The sequence below is a fragment of the Mycobacterium sp. NGS11 genome (assembly GCF_059813315.1).
Genome location: NZ_JCALEJ010000031.1, coordinates 1 through 14,879, shown reverse-complemented (window position 1 = coordinate 14,879; position 14,879 = coordinate 1). Strand labels below are relative to the sequence as shown.

The window sequence follows — 14,879 nt, the reverse complement described above, 5'->3', positions numbered from 1 at the left end:
CCGCCGACATGCTGATGCTCGTCGGGCCAGGGAAATCGGTGAGGCGCGACCGTCGCATAGTGCCAGCACACGGCGGTAGCGTTTTTCCAACAACCTGCGGTTAGAGGGGATTTGGGCAAGCCATGGGCTTTCTTGATGACGTCTTGGATGACCTGTTTGATGACCTTTCGGGGATCTTCGGCGGCGATGACGACGGTGGTGGCGACGGTGAGAGCGACTGGCCCGCCCAGCAGCCGGTACCCGCGACGTTTCCGCCGGGCGCGCCAGGGTGGGGGCCTGCTCCTCAGGCGCCGGGCGCGCCGGGGTGGGGGCCTGCTCCTCAACCCCCGGGTGGGCCCAGCGGGCTGCAGCAGGGTGCCGGGCAAGCGGGAACGACCTACCAGCAGGCCAGCGGCGCGGTCAACCAGACCGATGAGAAGCTAGCCGATTTGCTCAAGCAGATATTCGCGGCCAACGACGACAATCGCTCACGGATTAGCGGCATCATCGCCAGCATCGAGACAGCGCGCAAGGCGCTGACGTCCAACCCGCAAACCGCCGGTGACCCACATGCGATGGCCTTATTTAACCAGTTCTTGGACGGCCAGCTCGCCCAGATTCAACAGATTCTTGACAGTTCGAAGGTGGACAGCAAAAAGCAAGCCGAGTTGCTTGCCGCCCTGGGTGAGGAGTACCGCGGTACCGCTGGGGGCGACCCGAAGAAGAAGGGCAAGGGCGACAGTAACGGCGCCGGCGGCGGTGATGGTGGAGGCGATACCAGCGGCGGTAGTGACGGCGGCGGCGGCGGTGGCGGTGACGGCGATGGGGGAGCCGGGGCTGGCGGAACCACTACAGGTGGCGGTGCTGGTGGGGGGTTGACTGATCCGCTGGCTGGACTCGGTGGCGCGGGGATGGGTGATCCGCTGTCGATGCTGGGCCCGGCGATGGCGGGGCTGGGGGGTATTCCTGGCGCGCTGGGCGGGGCCGCGGGGTCGTTGCCGATGGATGCGCTGGGCGCGATGGGCCCGCTGGCAAGTCAGTTGGCCGGCCAGGGCGGCGGTGACGGGTTCAAAGACACTGACGCCCACGACCACGGCAAGTCAGACGACTTCCAAGACGCCTCGCATGGCAAAGGGGACGGCGACGGCGGCAAGAACTCTGACGCGACGTCGGGCAAGGACGACACCAGCGACAAGGGCGAGAAGAACGGCACGACCCAGCCAGCGGGCACGACTGCGCCGCAGCCCAGCGGCCAGCCCGCCCCGCCCGCGGCGGTGCCCGCCAGCGTCGGTGGCGAGCCGAGCCGGGTAGTCCAGATGCCCGACGGTTCCCCGGTGACGGCTTCCACTGTCCAGCACGCCGCCGCAGTGCGGGCGGTGTTGAACGGGGCGACGGTCGCCGATGGGTGGAAGCAGGCCCATGTGGAGTTGCCTCCGCCGGGGACCCCGGTGACCGCGCCGGCAGATCCGAGCCATTTGGTACCCGGTCAAATCGCCCAATTCAAGAGTCGCGACCCGGTGATGTACATGGGTAATGGCAAAATCTGGCTTGATGGGCAGCTGCAACCGCAAAGCGCACTGCCTACGGGAGATTTTCTGGGCTGGGTCGATCCGCCTCAGCTCACCGGGACGACACCGGTCCCGACCGTGCCGGGTGCGCCAGCACCGGCCGGTCAGCCGGGGATCACGAACACCAGCGGTAGCTAGATGTGGGCCAACGATGCGGGAGTCGCGGTGACCGACGAGCAGCAGGAAGTACTTCCCACTGTCGCTGAATGGTCCGCCGATGGCGCGTTGATGGTCGAGCTGGATTGGCAGGGTCAGCGGTTGCGGGTCCAGCTCGAGCCCGAGGTGATGCGATCGTGGACCGCTGACATGCTGGCGGATCGGATTGTGCGGCTGCACCGGCTGGCGTTGATGCGAGCACGCGCCGAACAGCGCATGCGCATCATTGAGGACAGCGGTGCTGCCCTGCCGACCACGCCGGGCTGGCCGAGTTTGACCGACGTCGAAGAATATCGGCGAACCATCGATTTTTAATTCGTGACCGATGCGCAGGCCGTTGAGCCGTTGTTAGGCTTAGCAAATAGCCAAGTTCTATGGGAGGTGTGCGGTGGCCGGCGACGACGTGAAGCTGGATTTCGATGAGTGGGACCAGCACGCGCAGTGGTGGGATCAAGAGGCGCCGCGGGTGCGCGAGCGCCTGACCGTCGATCCCGGCACCGCCGAAAGCATGGGTCAACGCTTCGGCGACATTGGGTGGGAAGTTCGTGAGGCGTTGAACGAGACGCTGCAGGCGCGGTCAGCGGCGGGCCGGTCGCTGGGGCAGTATTGCGAGGGTGTGGCTGGCCATATTCGGTCGAGCATTTCTTCTTACCAGCAGACCGAAGAGGCCAGCCAGCAAATTTTGAAGACGTAACTCGAAGGCTACTTGGTGGCGGATTCAGTACGCGTCGATACCGAGGTCGTGCGGGCGGCAGGCCGGCAGGCCGAGGCCGCTGGTGGCGCCGCAACGCCGGGCTCGAATCATGTACAGCCCAGCGCTGCCGACATGGTGTCGGTGGGCGCGAGCACGCGTTTCACCGCCCAGGTGAGTTTGGCGCGCAAATACACGGCGATGGCCAATGTGTTGGCGCGCCAGTTCGGGGTGAAGCTGGATGCCAGCGCCTCGGCCTACGACGAGCAGGAAGTGCGCTCGGCCGCGACGCTGGGACGCGGCGGTGGTGCGGCCGCGGCCGTGCCGGCCGGGTACACCGGCGCGCCGGGTCATGTGGTGCCGGCGGATCTCGTGACGGGCGGGCTGGGCACGGATCTGCCCGCCGGTGAGGTGCCGGCGAGCCCGCGTGACGTCGCTCGTTTGATCGAGACCGGTCGCGCCGGCACGGGCAAAAAGACGTGGGAGGCCGTGGAGACCAGCCTGCGCTCGGAGGCTAAGCAGCTCGACGACGCCGCCGATAAACTCGGCCAAGCGATCGGCACCACCGGTAACGGCTGGCAGGCCCAGTCCGCCGATGCGGCCACGACCCGGATGCGCGCGTTGCAAACCTGGTATCAGGGTCACGCCAAGTATGTGCAGGGCCTGGCTGATCAGGCCAAGGCTCATGTGCAGAACTTCTCCAAAGCGCTCACCGATGTCCCGCCGTATCGCCACGTGCTTGACGCGGAGCGCGAGCTCAAGGCGGCGCTGCAGTCCAATGCGCGCACCGGTGGCGCCCAACGGGTGGCCGTCGTCAAGGCGCAGGTCAAGGTCAGCAAGCTCTATCAGGCTTCGACGACGGGGTTTAGCACCTATACCTTTGCCGAAGCGGCACCGAGTAACCCGAAGATGCCTGTGCCGCCGCCGGATGCTCCCACTTCGACTGTGCCCCCTGCTGTTCCACCTGCTGGTCCCGGCGATGGCCCGGTGGGGCCGCCGCAGCCGCAGCACTCGCCCAAAGGCGCGCCCTTGCAGCCGGTGCAGGGCGGTCCAGGTGTCGGTGAGAATCTGACTGCCGGGCCGACGTGGCCGCCTGGGGCCGTTGATCCCAGCGGCCCGGCTAATCCGCTGGCGGATGCGCTGCCGCAGACGGCCGGGGGCCTGCCCTCGGAAGTCGTTCCCGGCATCATCGGTGGCGTGGTCGGCGGCTTGGGTGGCTTGCTCGGTGGCCTGGCCGCAGCGCCGCAAAAGGCGCTGCAGGGTTTGGAGCAGGCGGCCGGGCCGATGATGAGTGGCTTGGGTCAGCATCCGCAAGGCGGTGAGCCGCAGCACGGCGGGGAGCAGTCGCCGCAATCCCCAGAGCCTCCGGCAGGTGATCTACCTTCTCCCGGGGATCTCGGCGCCGGTGGCGGCGGAGGCGACACAGAGCCGGCGGGTGGGGGAGACATGCCACTGGCCGCGCCTACCGAGGTGGCGTCCGCACCGCCGGCGGCCGCACCCGCCTCTGCGCCCTCGGCGCCGACACCGGCGGAGGCGCCTGCACCGGCGATGGGCGCAGTGGGTCCGATGATGCCGCCCATGCGGGGAACCGGGGAGGGCGCCGGCCCGAACAACAAGCAGCTCTACCAGGAACGCAAGTTGAAAGTGGTGGCGCCGGCCAACAGTGAGCCGGTGAAGAACCGTCGAGAAGGCCGCGCTAAACCCACTGATCGGAAGAACCCGTGAGCACACCGCAGGAACGAATCGCCGCCGTCGACCAGGGGCTGCGCGTAACGCGGGCGCTGGTGGCCGAACTCAACGCCGCCGCGCACAACATGCGAGAACAGGACCCGATCAGCGACGTAGTGATGCCGACGTTCGACGGGGACGGGTATCTGTGCGATCTGTTCATCGCGCCGACCGCGCTGGCCGATTACACCTACACGGGCCTGGAAGATTTGATCACCGAAGTGCTCAGCGAGGGCACGCAAAGACTGCGTGAGGTGGCTCAGGCCGCGATTGACCGGTACTGGGGGCCGGAATCGTCCTGGCATGAACTCAAGGTGCTGCGCGACGAATGGTGATTCCGGTTGGAAAAACCATGGCGCGCAGAAGAATTGGTGAATGAGGGCGCCGAGCAGGCGATACCGGCAATGCGAAAAAGCCGATGTATCAACGCCACAACGTCTTCAGGCTTAGGTGACGGGCAGCCGTCTGAGAAAACAGCTTGGAAGCATGGGGGCACTGCCGAGGCAATCGAATGTGTTCTCAGGTGGTCTGTCGACGCGCCCGGATAGCGGTGTGCCGTCGGCGTCGAACACATCATCTGTCTCGCAGGCAATTTCGCGAATGGTCATAGTTAGTAGTCCTTAAGGCAAGGGCAGCGGCGGGCCGCGGGCGCGGTCGCTACGGGGTTTATCCGTCGACCGCGGCGGGGTGGGTGTAGAGGTGGGCGATCAGTTCGACCCATCGACAGGCGTCCTCGCGACGTGCTGCCAGTACATGCGCGGGCGGCAGTTGGGTGGCGGTGCACCCGGAGCTGGCCACCGCCGTGGTCAGGTACAGCCGCCAATAGAGATGGCCGGCGGGTTTGAAGGCTCCGCAAATCACCGACGTGTCGTGGTCGAACACTGTGATGCGTTCGGTGCCGTTGTCATCGACGCTGGTGACTACGGGGTGCTCTGCAACGACGGAGCTCATGACATGCCTCCTATGCCGCGCCGGCGTGAAAGATCAGCGGTTCGTCGTCGACATCGTCGGTGTCGTCGGTGTCGTCGAGGTCTGGCAGCGGGGCGACTCGCAGGTCACCGAGTTCGGCTTGGCGGCGCTGCTCGAACTGGGCGGCCAGCCGCGCATAGACCGGCTTGAGTTCCTTGGGTTGGGCGCCGGGCAGCATGATGCCGCCCCAGATTCCGTGAGTGGCTCCGGTGGCCACGGCGTTGTAGCCGCAACGGCCGCGGAAGGGGCATTCGGCGCAGCGCTTGATGGCGCGGTGTTTGGCGCGCGGGTCAAAGAAGAGCTCGGGGTCTTCTTGGCAGGCCACGTGCTGGCTGGTCTGGAAGAGGCGCACATCAGCGCGCATCTGGAAGGACGCAAACGGTCTGGCGTTGGCGCGGGTGTCGGCGGCGGGGGCGAGGTTGATCGTCATTGGAGGCGTCCTTCCCTTGGTAGGTGCTGGGCTTCTTCACTGAGGCGGTACGCCCGTGAATTACCGATAATCTAACAGAGTTTTTAGCGGTTTTAGCGGTTTGACCGCTAAAATTCTGGGATGGGTACCCGCACGTGCGCTCGCAGCGAGCACCAGCACACGGTGTCACCGCATGTCAGACCGTGTTTCATGGTTGAGCCGGCGCTGCTCAACGCATCGGCGACCCAAACCGCTGAATCACCTGTTTTAGCGGCGCGGATGGGGAAATCTGGCGGTTTGTCGGGCAAGATACGGGTCATGTCCTGGGAGCAGCTCGCCGACGAAGTTCGACTTCGCCGCAAACAACTGAAGCTGACCCAGCCCGACGTCGCCGAACGCGCCGGCATGTCGGTAGCCACCGTGCGTGCGGTGGAAACCAACCGCTCAGGCCGACTCACCCGCCGGCTACGCCGAGCCCTAGAGCGTGCGCTGGAATGGCAGGACGGCAGCGTCGACGCCGTCTTAGGCGGCAACGCGCCTCGAGCGGTCACTACCGCCGGCACCATCGCCGTGCCACCGACCGTCAGCGCGGACACCGCGAGGGCCGCCGCCGAACGATTCGCTGTCGCTCATCGACTGGTCAAAATGCGCCATGCGTTCCTCGAGCATCGCGACCACATGTCCGAGGCCGCCCGCGCCGCGATGGATGACGAATTCAGCACGGCCTCACGCGAAACCGAGGAGGCGCTGATCTGGATGCTGCCCTGGCTCGCCGATGCCGAGCGCACCGAAGCGATCCGACTTTTAGCCGAACTCAGAGAGATCCGCCCGTGAGTCGTCGACGCGGAGCGGCACCATGGGCGGCCACCAGCATGCCTATCATCCGGCGGCAGTGGTGCTATGCCATGGAGGCCGCCGCGGATCTGACATTTGAGGAGTACCGCAACGCATTGCCGCCCGGCGCTCCACCTGAGCGCGTCGCGCAAATGAGGAAGATCGAGCGGCTTATAGATAAGTTCGCCGCCACTGCCGACACGATACGAACCGAAGCGGCGGCGCTACGTACCGCCGAGCTGTACTGGGTCTCACGCGACATGGTCGACGTGGTGCTCGAAGCGTCAAAGTCGTTGCCGGAATGGACACCTGAGGCGGCAATGCCAGCCGCGACCGGCCTTTTATGTTGGGCGAAATCCGCCGGCACCGTCTCTAGTGGTGTGCCCACCCAAGAGGCGGTCGAAATGGACCTCAACAGGCCTGGAGTCACCGCGCGCCCCCTTGACCGCGAGGTCGCGACGATCATCGACATTCCCTGGGACGCGGTCTGGTGGTGGCGAAGGCCAGATGGGCTGTTGCAGCTCACGCCAGCCTCACGCGCTGAGCAGAACGCCGCCGTGCTGCGCATGGCCAACACGAGCTCGCCGCTATGGGGCGCTCACACCATCATGATTCGGCCCGATGTGCCGCGCACCGAGGAAGCCAACGGTGGAGAAAGCGCGTACCCGTTCATCAGCGCCCTGGGCGCGGCCTGGCTGCTCATGGGCCAAACCAACATCGCCGAGACACGAACAATCGGCCCGACTCCCGAGCCGCGCCCGCGGCCCGACCCAACTGCAGGCACCGATACGGCGGCCCCGGTGCCGCCGCGGCCTTCCCTGGTAACCATCGTCGACATACTGCGCGCCCAAAGACAGTCGCGGGCGGCGGACTCGGGCCGAACCTATAGCCATCGGTTCCCGGTGTCTGGACACTGGCGCCAGCAGGCTTGCGGGCCGGGGCTCTCGCAACGAAAACCACGCTATATAGGCGACTACCTGAAGGGCCCGGCCGACGCCCCGCTGATCGCCCCGAAAACCCGAGTACATGTGCTTCGCGGAAAACGAGGAGCCCGCTAGTCGGCGGGCTATGTCACATCGAAAAGGTACGGTGCGGGCATGTTCGACATTCCAGGAATGCCACCGCTACAGCGGCATAACCTTCCGGTTCGCCGGGCTTCGTCGACACCAGCCCGCGTCGTCGACGACGGACACCCGGGCGGCGCTCAACGCACGTGCCGGCCGCAGGCGGCATCACAGCCGCGCACGCCCGCCGAGCAGTGGTGGCACTACAGCCGTGGGTGCGCGGCCGCGCTGCGTGCAGGGCGTGTACCGACCCCGGTCGCGGTGTATGGGCCGGTCCTCGAACCCGGCGAACACGCACTGCTCAGTGCACAGATCGACTACAGCCGCTTCTGCGGGGGAGATGGCTCGTATTCGCCGCTGCCGTTGATTGTTGCCGGCCGCCCAGCGGTGATGTTCGGCGCACTGGCGGTCCAAGGAGTGGTCAATCATCGTCGCAAAACGGTCGCGGCCCAACGCGCCGCCGCCCAATGGCGGTTTCACCAAACATGCCCGGTCATCGTGACGACCGACCGGCTGATCTGTACGACCGCCGCGCACGGCCTGGTCAGTTTCTGGTTCGGGGCTTGCACAGAGTTCTACCCGGATTTGCAGCAATGGACATTGACGCTCGGGTTCGACTCAACCTATCCCGTGCGGCTCAGCGGCCCGGCCGCGCCCGCACTGAGCTTGTGGAGCGCCTACGGGATCCTGGGTGACGCGTGGGCCGATGACCCCCGCCTGGCCCTACTGAGCTAAGTCGAGTCCTTATTGTGACGACGTTTCAGGCACTGCTTGTCGCGGTCATCGCTGTCCTTCCCGGCGCGGTGTACACGATCGCGCGGGAAAGCCACGGTGCCAGCTGGGCATGGCGAAAAACAGACGCGGCGACGCTGATCTTCCGTTTCTTGGCGACCTCGGCGGCATTTCACGTGCTGCTGGCTCCAGCGACCTACTATGGCTACCGCCACGTCGTCGTGACCGGCGCGACCGCGCCCAATGTGCTGCCGTGGTCGTGGTGGGCCGCGATCGCTGCCTACGTCATCGTCCCCTACCTGGTGGGCGTGTGGATGGAGGATTCCCGCGAATGGAAGCCCAGTTCTCGACGGGTCCTTGGTTGGCCGAAGAACACGCTTAAACACCTGCTGGCCTTCATTTCCGGGACTGATCCTGAGCCGCGGGCCTGGGATCGACTGTTCTCCAAGAACCGCACGGGATACGTCACGCTCAAGCTCAAGGACAGCCAGGAGTGGAAGGCTGGAATCTGGTACCGGCCGGCGTATGCGAGCGCCTACGGTGAAGACCAGGAGCTTTACATCGCCGAGCAGGTCGCAGTATCCGCGGATGGCGCGGTTTCATCCGACGCCAACGGCGACCCGATCTATCTCGGAGTTGGGCTGTTAATCCGCTGGTCAGAGATTGAATACATAGAATTTGTTGATCTGAGCGGTATGGGAGGTTGAGCGCGATGGCAAAGCAAGAACGCATCGAACGGGCGGTCCCTCGAGACGATGGGATCGAAAAGAAGGGCGGCTATCCAGCAGGGCCCAAGCCGGCGAAGGGCGTGCCGCCCGTCCCTCAAGGACTGCGCAAACCGCGCAAGCAGACGTAGCGGACGGAAAACGGACTTCCCAGCGCCCGCAATCGGCGCTGGTTAGCCGATGTGCAGCCCCAACACCGGCGGTAAGATGCGGAGCATGAGTGCAGGCAGGTTCACCATGGATGTGGCGGAGACCGAGGCCGGCTTGTCCGCCGCGGATGCCGCGACCGCTCAGCAGGCGGGTTCGAGTGTTCAGAGCCCCACGATTGGTGGCTATACAACGTCACTAGTAGGAGCTGCTATCGGGGCGCTCGCGGTGGCGGAGGCCCATGCAGCCGGGCGCGCGGCTACGAACACAGGAAGCAGAGAGTTCAGCATTGCAACAGTTCAAAGCGCTGAAGCCGGTAACTCCAGCGTGCTGACGACGTAACGACGGAGGGCGGCAGAATGTCATCACCATGGTCGAGAACCGGGTCCCCGTCGGTAACCTTGCCTCCTCCTCCCGCGTCTTCTCCTACGCCGGGAGCGACACCGCCGCCAGCAGCCCCGTTCCCAAGCGCTTTTCTGCAAGGCAGCGGGCCTCGACGTCGCGTTTCGGCGCGAATAGCCCTGGGGTTATTGCTTGCGATCGTCCTCTCAGCCGTCGTCACAGCGACAATCACCGTTGTAGCGATGCGAAGCGATTCGCGTGTACAGCCAGGCGGGCAGCCCTCCGTCGCGCTGGCAGCACCTAACTCCGCTTCGCCAACGCCGCAGTTCAGCCCCGCCGAATCCGCCGCAGCAAAGCAAAATCTATGCCACGTGTTCGATGTTTCTGCGGGCCAAAAAGGGCAGGGCGGGTACCGGGTCGAAGGTAACTTGAATATGCCCGTGACTCTTCAAGCCGTAACTAGCGCGGTGGCGGTACAGAATGCGCTTGTTCCCGCTGTGCCTGCTGACGTCGCATCGGCGGCACGGAGATACATCACCACGACACTTGACGTCGCTACCGCGGCTATGGGCAATACCTCAATAAATGAAATCAACCGTTTGACAGCCGTATCGAACGGCGCGGTTGACGCGCTCGTGGATGTTTGCGGGCTACCTCGGTAGGTTATGAATGGCTGCGATACCAGGCCCAAGTGCGGCCGAGGTCCCTACTTGGTGGGCCGAGCGTAATAACAAGCAGGCAGAGCGGCTGCTGAATCTGTTCACTCCGGCGAAGGCGCTCTCCAACCTGCCGTCAGGCGTCCCGCATATTGGCGGGGGCGGTGATCACCCGAAGCCGCAGGGCCCGTTCGTGCATATCCTGTTTCAACCTTTCGTGTGGCCCGCAGACTCGGAAACCCTTCTGACCGGCGACGCGGACATGCTGAAGGATGCGTCGAAATCGTTCGATAACGCCGCAATGGACGTCCAACAGGCTGCCAACGGCGTGCTGAACGGAGGATCATGGGTGGGTAAGAGCGCAGACGCAGCTTATGAGGCCTACAAACAAGCGGCCGCGATTAAATTCCACCAGGCCGACATCAGCGGTGCTGCATCGGATTTCATCAAGCGTGCCGCCGCCGACGTCGCGAGCGCCAAAAAGCACATGTTCAACGAGAGCAAGCAGGCGCATCAAGAGGCCGAGGCTTTTCTGCGGAGCGGCTCGGGTCACTCACTCGCGCAGGTGGCGGTGATCCTCGGAGTTCATCGAACGGCAATTCAAGGTTATTCATCTGAACTGCAAGGCTTCGTCACTCAATACACGACCCAGTTCACCAACCACTTCAAGGAGGGTGGCCCCGGAGCCGGTCCCAAGTTCAAACAAGCCGGACACGGGACGGATAGCTCAACGGATCCATCTTCAACTGACCCTTCAGTTGCAACCCCGCCTGGGACTAATCCGATCCCCGATCAACCTGTACCGAAAGACGCTGGTAACGGACTGGGATTAGGGCGCGGGCACCATGGGCTGTCATCTGGGCCTCCCGGAACTCCCCCCGAGACGATAACGCCCCCGACGCATAACCCATTGACGTCATTGCTAAATGGCGGTCTGCCGAGTATGCCCAGTCTGCCTGGCGGCGGGTCGGGCGGCGGCCTTCCAATGGGCCCTCTGCAAGGATTGATGGGTGGTTTCGGCGGGTTGCCGGGAGGTATGTCACCGCCTACGGGCCTGAGCGCGCCCGGTTTGCAGGGTTCCCCGATGCCGTCGTTGGGAATGGATTTCGGCCGTGGTTTGGCCGCTGGTGCTTCGGCAGCGGGTGGTCTGCCGCCGGTGACGCAGGCTCCGATGACACCGTTGGCGGCGCCGATCGAGTCTGCTCCGACGTCGGCGGCGCCGGCGGCGGCTCCTGTGGCTGCTACACCGCCGGCTGCTGCTTCGGCTCCAGCTCCGGCGCCGGCGACCGGTATGCCGGCAGGTGGTATGACGTCGTATGGTTCGGTGCTTCCTCCGCAGGCCACGTCGGCGGCTCCGCCGGTGGGTTCTGCGCCGGCTACACCGTCGATTCCAGCTGAGGCTGGTGGTGCCGGGGCGGGTGCGGGGGCGGGGACCGGGCTGATGCCCGTCGCCGGTCGGCGTGAGAGCGCAGCGGTTCGCCGCGATATGGCTGAATCCGATCTGGATCAGGCCAAGGCGTTGGTCGCCGAGCTGGCTGGGGCCGCCAGCGTGACTGACCCGGGTTTGGATTGGGCTGTGGCGGTGGGCCGCAACGCGTCTGGCATGCCGACGTACTGGGTGGCCACCAATGATGGTGCCGCCTATATTCCGCCTGGGGTGTTTCTGCGCAAGACAATGCCGATCGCTGGCGGGCACGATGGAGATTTTGACGCGCGCTGGTTCGGCTGGGTCAACCCTGCCGATAAGGCGGTGCGGGCGGCGCGGGAGCTTGGCGATACCGTGAGCGCGGTGGCGACGTCGTGGGCGATGCCGTCTGAGTATCTTGCCGAGCACCCGTCGCCGGAGGTTGCGACGGGCGTGAAACCGAATCTCGGGCCGGACAATATGTCGGCGGAGTTGTCTCCGTCGCGGGCGCACCGTCTGCAGACGGTGGATGCGGCGCTGTACACCGATCTGGTTGCGGCTGATGAGTCGACGGTCCGGCACTACTGCCGAACTCTGATTCGCCAGTTGGCGTTTGGTATTCCGGGCGAGGATTTGTCGCCACTTGCTCAGTCGGTGGCGAACGCGTTGGTGGCCGAACGGTGGCCGACGGCCCAGGAGTGGGCGTTACTCGGCGAGGAACATGAGGACGCGCTGGTGCAGATGGCTTGCCAGCGGCCGGGGTTGAACGGGGTGGAAAGCCCTGACCAAACGGTCAGCTACACAAGGGAGTTCGTCCGTTGCCGGCAGCTGGAGGCCTTGCTGTGCTGGGAGCAGCACGGCGGGGATCTGCTCAACGTCGTGTATGCGGCTTGGGTCGCCGGGATTCGGGCGCCCTTGAAGGACCTAGTTCTGCGTTGATCGACGATCTGACCGCCAAGGTGGCTCAGCTGCTCGCAGAGCCGCCGCCACGACCCGTGCGGGGGGTGCAAAAGGAAACCGCCACTCGTGGGCCAATCGGCCTCGCGATAACGGTGTTCCGGGCGGCAAGGGACTTGGTGGCAGAGATAAATTATGTTGAGGCTGTTAATGATTGGGAGCAGCGACAAGCTCGTTTGAGAGAGTCAGACGTTCTCTTAAGTTCGGGTGTGGTAAACGCTGCGGGCCGGGAAGTACTGCGCGACGAAGTGGAATCGTTGCGCCTCAGTGGTTTTGCTCGCGTGCAGCGCATGGCGGCCGTGTGTTCTGCGCTTGGTGTCGTGACCAAGGCCGTTGGAACAATCGTACGTGGTTGTGGAGAGCGCGGGGCTGCGGAAAGTCAAGCTAGCGCTGTGGCCAGAGTGAACAGATCAACGCCGAGACGCTGCGGGTCTTGGGGTTACACGAGCACACTGCTGCGATGTCGCTAACTGATGCATATTGCCTTGTGGTGCAACGAAATTAGTGTGTCAGCCAGTAGCCGATGACGCCGTCGAATTCAAGGTCTGTTTGGGCGAAGTCATTGCCGATCGCAATGAGTGGTTCCTGCGCGAGTTTGGCGGTGGCGTATGCCATGGTGTCTCCGTAGTTGAGGGCGGCGGGGTGGCGACCCTTTCCGTACTGGAGGTAGGCCCGATGTGCGATCCACGCGTGCTCGAGTGTGAATGGTTGGAATTCGAGGTTGATTTCGGACCGGAGGCGGTCGAAGACGGTGCGGGCTGTGGCGCCGTGGCGGCTGGTGAGCACAATGAGGCATTCGGCGGCGTTCGCCGTGGACATGACCGGGCTACGGTCGCCGGCGAGGGCGGCCGCGATCTGTTCGGTGTAGGGGGCTTCGCCTTGGATCAAGGCAATAAGGGCTGACGAGTCGATGATCACGGCGCTCACACGCCCGTGGCGTCGTTGTATCCGAGCGCTTGTTCGCGTTCGGTCTTGCTGATAGGGGATCGGTCGTGCAGCAGTGGCCAGATCTCGGTTCTGAGGACGTCGAGCAGTTCGTCGGCGCGGTTTCCCGTGCGGGATTGGGTGATCTCGATCTGGGCGCGCAGTGCGTAGCGGATTGCGTCGATGCGGCTGGGGAGGTGCAGGCGGGCGGCGAGCTCGTCGGCGAATTGGATCACCTCTTCGTCTTTCACATTGAAAGCCATAGGTACATGGTACCGAACGCCAGGTATGTAGTACTTCGCTTTGTGATGGTTTCGCCTGCGCTGGATGTGGCCTGGGCCGATGGCGTCGGGTTAATTTTGTTGGGTGAGTATTGCGGCGTTTGTAGCGGGTGTCGACCGCATTTTGACGCGTGCGCATGACTTGTATCCGGCTGGCGGTGGGGGCGGGGAGTTACCGGCCGCTGGTGAGGGCGGTGCGGTGCCGGCGTCGCCTGATGGCGGGAGTGGGTTGCGTGCCGGGGTGTTTCGGGCCGCTGGCTCTTATCAGCAGTCGCGCGCCGGTGCGGCGGGCCTTGATCAGGAGTTGCAGGAGTCGGCCGAACAGGGCACGGCGATTGGTCAGCAGGGCCGGCTGGCCTCGGGGGTGATTCGTGATCAGGCCCGTGCGATCGGGGCGTCGAGTGCGACGTTGGGTCGGACGCCGGCGGGGGCGCATCTGATTATGGCCGCGATGGATCAGCAGCTTTCGGCGATGCAGGGCCAGTTGCAGGCGACGAAGACCCAGTACCAGGGCGTGTCGGCGACGTTGCGGCAAACAGCCGCGGGGTATCAGACGCTTTCTGATGGGGCGAAGGATTCGCCGCCGGCGGTGCCGTTGGATTCCTCGGATAGGTGGAAGCCTGGGGATCAGCGGCATATGCCCTATGGTGCCGGGGTGGGCGGGCTGGGTCCGCCGAACTATCCAGATTCGCCGCCGTGGGTGGATGTTTATGACAGGACGAAAGATCCGGCTCAGGTTCCGCATTATTTCGTCAGGTCCGATGAGATCCCGGGTTATAAGACGCTTCCGCCGGGGGCGTTGGGGCCACCAACGTTGTCGGACTCGCACGGCAATCCAGATCGTTATATCGAGTTGAGTCCCAATTCCGGTGTGTGGGTGCCGCAGTCGGCGTTCCCCGGCGCGAAGATTTACCCGCCGGGCAGTGGTGAGCTGCCGCCGTATGGGTGGAATGAGTATGTGCCGGGCTCGGGGATTTTCCTGTGGCACGGCGATTTGATTCCTGAACCGTATAAGCCTTATGGGCCGTTGGGGCCGCCGACGTATCCGCAGGGCGGTCGCTGACAGCGCATGCCCTGAACTGGGTGTGTTTGGCTGTGGCCGGGGGGATTTGGCCGGGTTAATTTTGGTGGGTGAGTGTTGCGGCGTTTGTGGCTGGGGTGGACCGGCTGCTGACTCGTGGTCACGGGTTGTTTCCTGCCGGCCATGGCGCTGCGGGGGGCCAGGTGTTCGCCGCCGGTGGTGACCGGGGTCCGGTGCCGACCGCTCCGGCTGGCGGAGATAGCAGCTTGACTGGTGGCGCGACAGCGGCCG

16 protein-coding genes are annotated in these 14,879 nt (G+C 64.7%); 12 read left to right on the top strand and 4 right to left on the bottom strand.

Features of this window, described 5'->3' with window-relative positions:
• Positions 1–122: 122 nt before the first annotated feature.
• The 5 genes from AC5Y4T_RS23380 to AC5Y4T_RS23360 all read left to right on the top strand — a co-directional run bounded on the left by AC5Y4T_RS23380 (position 123) and on the right by AC5Y4T_RS23360 (position 4,457).
• Positions 123–1,685, top strand: coding sequence for a DUF4226 domain-containing protein (locus AC5Y4T_RS23380; protein WP_499955672.1), 1,563 nt, complete (start codon positions 123–125; stop codon positions 1,683–1,685).
• The gene (locus AC5Y4T_RS23375) at positions 1,686–2,018 is read left to right on the top strand and encodes a hypothetical protein (RefSeq protein WP_499955670.1); all 333 of its coding nucleotides are present in this window, start codon (positions 1,686–1,688) and stop codon (positions 2,016–2,018) included.
• A 73-nt stretch (positions 2,019–2,091) separates the two neighbouring features.
• Entirely contained in the window at positions 2,092–2,397 is a 306-nt protein-coding gene (locus AC5Y4T_RS23370) for a type VII secretion target (protein ID WP_047323881.1), read from the top strand.
• A 15-nt stretch (positions 2,398–2,412) separates the two neighbouring features.
• Positions 2,413–4,119, top strand: a complete 1,707-nt coding sequence (locus AC5Y4T_RS23365) for a PE family protein (RefSeq protein ID WP_047323880.1) — start codon at positions 2,413–2,415, stop codon at positions 4,117–4,119.
• Positions 4,116–4,457: a hypothetical protein gene (locus tag AC5Y4T_RS23360; RefSeq protein WP_047323879.1), complete on the top strand. Its 342-nt coding sequence runs from the start codon at positions 4,116–4,118 to the stop codon at positions 4,455–4,457. The genes AC5Y4T_RS23365 and AC5Y4T_RS23360 overlap by 4 nt, the downstream gene beginning before the upstream one ends.
• A 331-nt stretch (positions 4,458–4,788) precedes the next feature.
• Here the strand turns inward: AC5Y4T_RS23360 and AC5Y4T_RS23355 are convergent, their stop codons facing one another.
• Together AC5Y4T_RS23355 and AC5Y4T_RS23350 are read right to left on the bottom strand one after the other, a co-directional pair.
• Positions 4,789–5,073, bottom strand: a complete 285-nt coding sequence (locus tag AC5Y4T_RS23355) for a hypothetical protein (RefSeq protein WP_085293082.1) — start codon at positions 5,071–5,073, stop codon at positions 4,789–4,791.
• Between the two features lie 10 nt (positions 5,074–5,083).
• Positions 5,084–5,521, bottom strand: a complete 438-nt coding sequence (locus AC5Y4T_RS23350) for a WhiB family transcriptional regulator (RefSeq protein ID WP_052955344.1) — start codon at positions 5,519–5,521, stop codon at positions 5,084–5,086.
• 297 nt (positions 5,522–5,818) lie between these two features.
• Here AC5Y4T_RS23350 and AC5Y4T_RS23345 point away from each other — a divergent pair, with 297 nt between their 5' ends.
• The 6 genes from AC5Y4T_RS23345 to AC5Y4T_RS23320 all read left to right on the top strand — a co-directional run bounded on the left by AC5Y4T_RS23345 (position 5,819) and on the right by AC5Y4T_RS23320 (position 12,344).
• Positions 5,819–6,334: a helix-turn-helix domain-containing protein gene (locus tag AC5Y4T_RS23345; RefSeq protein ID WP_499955665.1), complete on the top strand. Its 516-nt coding sequence runs from the start codon at positions 5,819–5,821 to the stop codon at positions 6,332–6,334.
• A gap of 71 nt (positions 6,335–6,405) precedes the next feature.
• Complete coding sequence (locus AC5Y4T_RS23340; RefSeq protein WP_499955663.1) at positions 6,406–7,392, top strand: hypothetical protein; 987 nt, start codon at positions 6,406–6,408, stop codon at positions 7,390–7,392.
• A gap of 39 nt (positions 7,393–7,431) precedes the next feature.
• Positions 7,432–8,133, top strand: a complete 702-nt coding sequence (locus AC5Y4T_RS23335; protein WP_136246450.1) for a hypothetical protein — start codon at positions 7,432–7,434, stop codon at positions 8,131–8,133.
• A gap of 14 nt (positions 8,134–8,147) precedes the next feature.
• Positions 8,148–8,837, top strand: coding sequence for a DUF6338 family protein (locus AC5Y4T_RS23330; RefSeq protein ID WP_047324298.1), 690 nt, complete (start codon positions 8,148–8,150; stop codon positions 8,835–8,837).
• Between the two features lie 524 nt (positions 8,838–9,361).
• Positions 9,362–10,006 carry an Rv2240c family protein gene (locus tag AC5Y4T_RS23325; RefSeq protein ID WP_495424834.1) on the top strand — a complete coding sequence of 215 codons (645 nt, stop codon included), beginning with the start codon at positions 9,362–9,364 and terminating at the stop codon, positions 10,004–10,006.
• Between the two features lie 7 nt (positions 10,007–10,013).
• Positions 10,014–12,344 carry a WXG100 family type VII secretion target gene (locus AC5Y4T_RS23320; RefSeq protein ID WP_139315450.1) on the top strand — a complete coding sequence of 777 codons (2,331 nt, stop codon included), beginning with the start codon at positions 10,014–10,016 and terminating at the stop codon, positions 12,342–12,344.
• Between the two features lie 519 nt (positions 12,345–12,863).
• Here AC5Y4T_RS23320 and AC5Y4T_RS23315 read toward each other — a convergent pair.
• Positions 12,864–13,280, bottom strand: coding sequence for a type II toxin-antitoxin system VapC family toxin (locus AC5Y4T_RS23315; protein ID WP_499955711.1), 417 nt, complete (start codon positions 13,278–13,280; stop codon positions 12,864–12,866).
• A 5-nt stretch (positions 13,281–13,285) separates the two neighbouring features.
• The gene (locus tag AC5Y4T_RS23310) at positions 13,286–13,549 is read right to left on the bottom strand and encodes a type II toxin-antitoxin system VapB family antitoxin (RefSeq protein ID WP_047324157.1); all 264 of its coding nucleotides are present in this window, start codon (positions 13,547–13,549) and stop codon (positions 13,286–13,288) included.
• Between the two features lie 103 nt (positions 13,550–13,652).
• Here AC5Y4T_RS23310 and AC5Y4T_RS23305 point away from each other — a divergent pair, with 103 nt between their 5' ends.
• The gene (locus tag AC5Y4T_RS23305) at positions 13,653–14,630 is read left to right on the top strand and encodes a hypothetical protein (RefSeq protein WP_232512938.1); all 978 of its coding nucleotides are present in this window, start codon (positions 13,653–13,655) and stop codon (positions 14,628–14,630) included.
• Positions 14,631–14,879: the final 249 nt, after the last annotated feature.

Coding starts and splice junctions, on each gene's coding strand:
- AC5Y4T_RS23380 (WP_499955672.1), top strand. CDS start 123: ATGGGCTTTCTTGATGACGTCTTGGATGACCTGTTTGATGACCTTTCG.
- AC5Y4T_RS23375 (WP_499955670.1), top strand. CDS start 1,686: ATGTGGGCCAACGATGCGGGAGTCGCGGTGACCGACGAGCAGCAGGAA.
- AC5Y4T_RS23355 (WP_085293082.1), bottom strand. CDS start 5,073: ATGAGCTCCGTCGTTGCAGAGCACCCCGTAGTCACCAGCGTCGATGAC.
- AC5Y4T_RS23350 (WP_052955344.1), bottom strand. CDS start 5,521: ATGACGATCAACCTCGCCCCCGCCGCCGACACCCGCGCCAACGCCAGA.
- AC5Y4T_RS23345 (WP_499955665.1), top strand. CDS start 5,819: ATGTCCTGGGAGCAGCTCGCCGACGAAGTTCGACTTCGCCGCAAACAA.
- AC5Y4T_RS23340 (WP_499955663.1), top strand. CDS start 6,406: ATGGAGGCCGCCGCGGATCTGACATTTGAGGAGTACCGCAACGCATTG.
- AC5Y4T_RS23335 (WP_136246450.1), top strand. CDS start 7,432: ATGTTCGACATTCCAGGAATGCCACCGCTACAGCGGCATAACCTTCCG.
- AC5Y4T_RS23325 (WP_495424834.1), top strand. CDS start 9,362: ATGTCATCACCATGGTCGAGAACCGGGTCCCCGTCGGTAACCTTGCCT.
- AC5Y4T_RS23320 (WP_139315450.1), top strand. CDS start 10,014: ATGGCTGCGATACCAGGCCCAAGTGCGGCCGAGGTCCCTACTTGGTGG.
- AC5Y4T_RS23310 (WP_047324157.1), bottom strand. CDS start 13,549: ATGGCTTTCAATGTGAAAGACGAAGAGGTGATCCAATTCGCCGACGAG.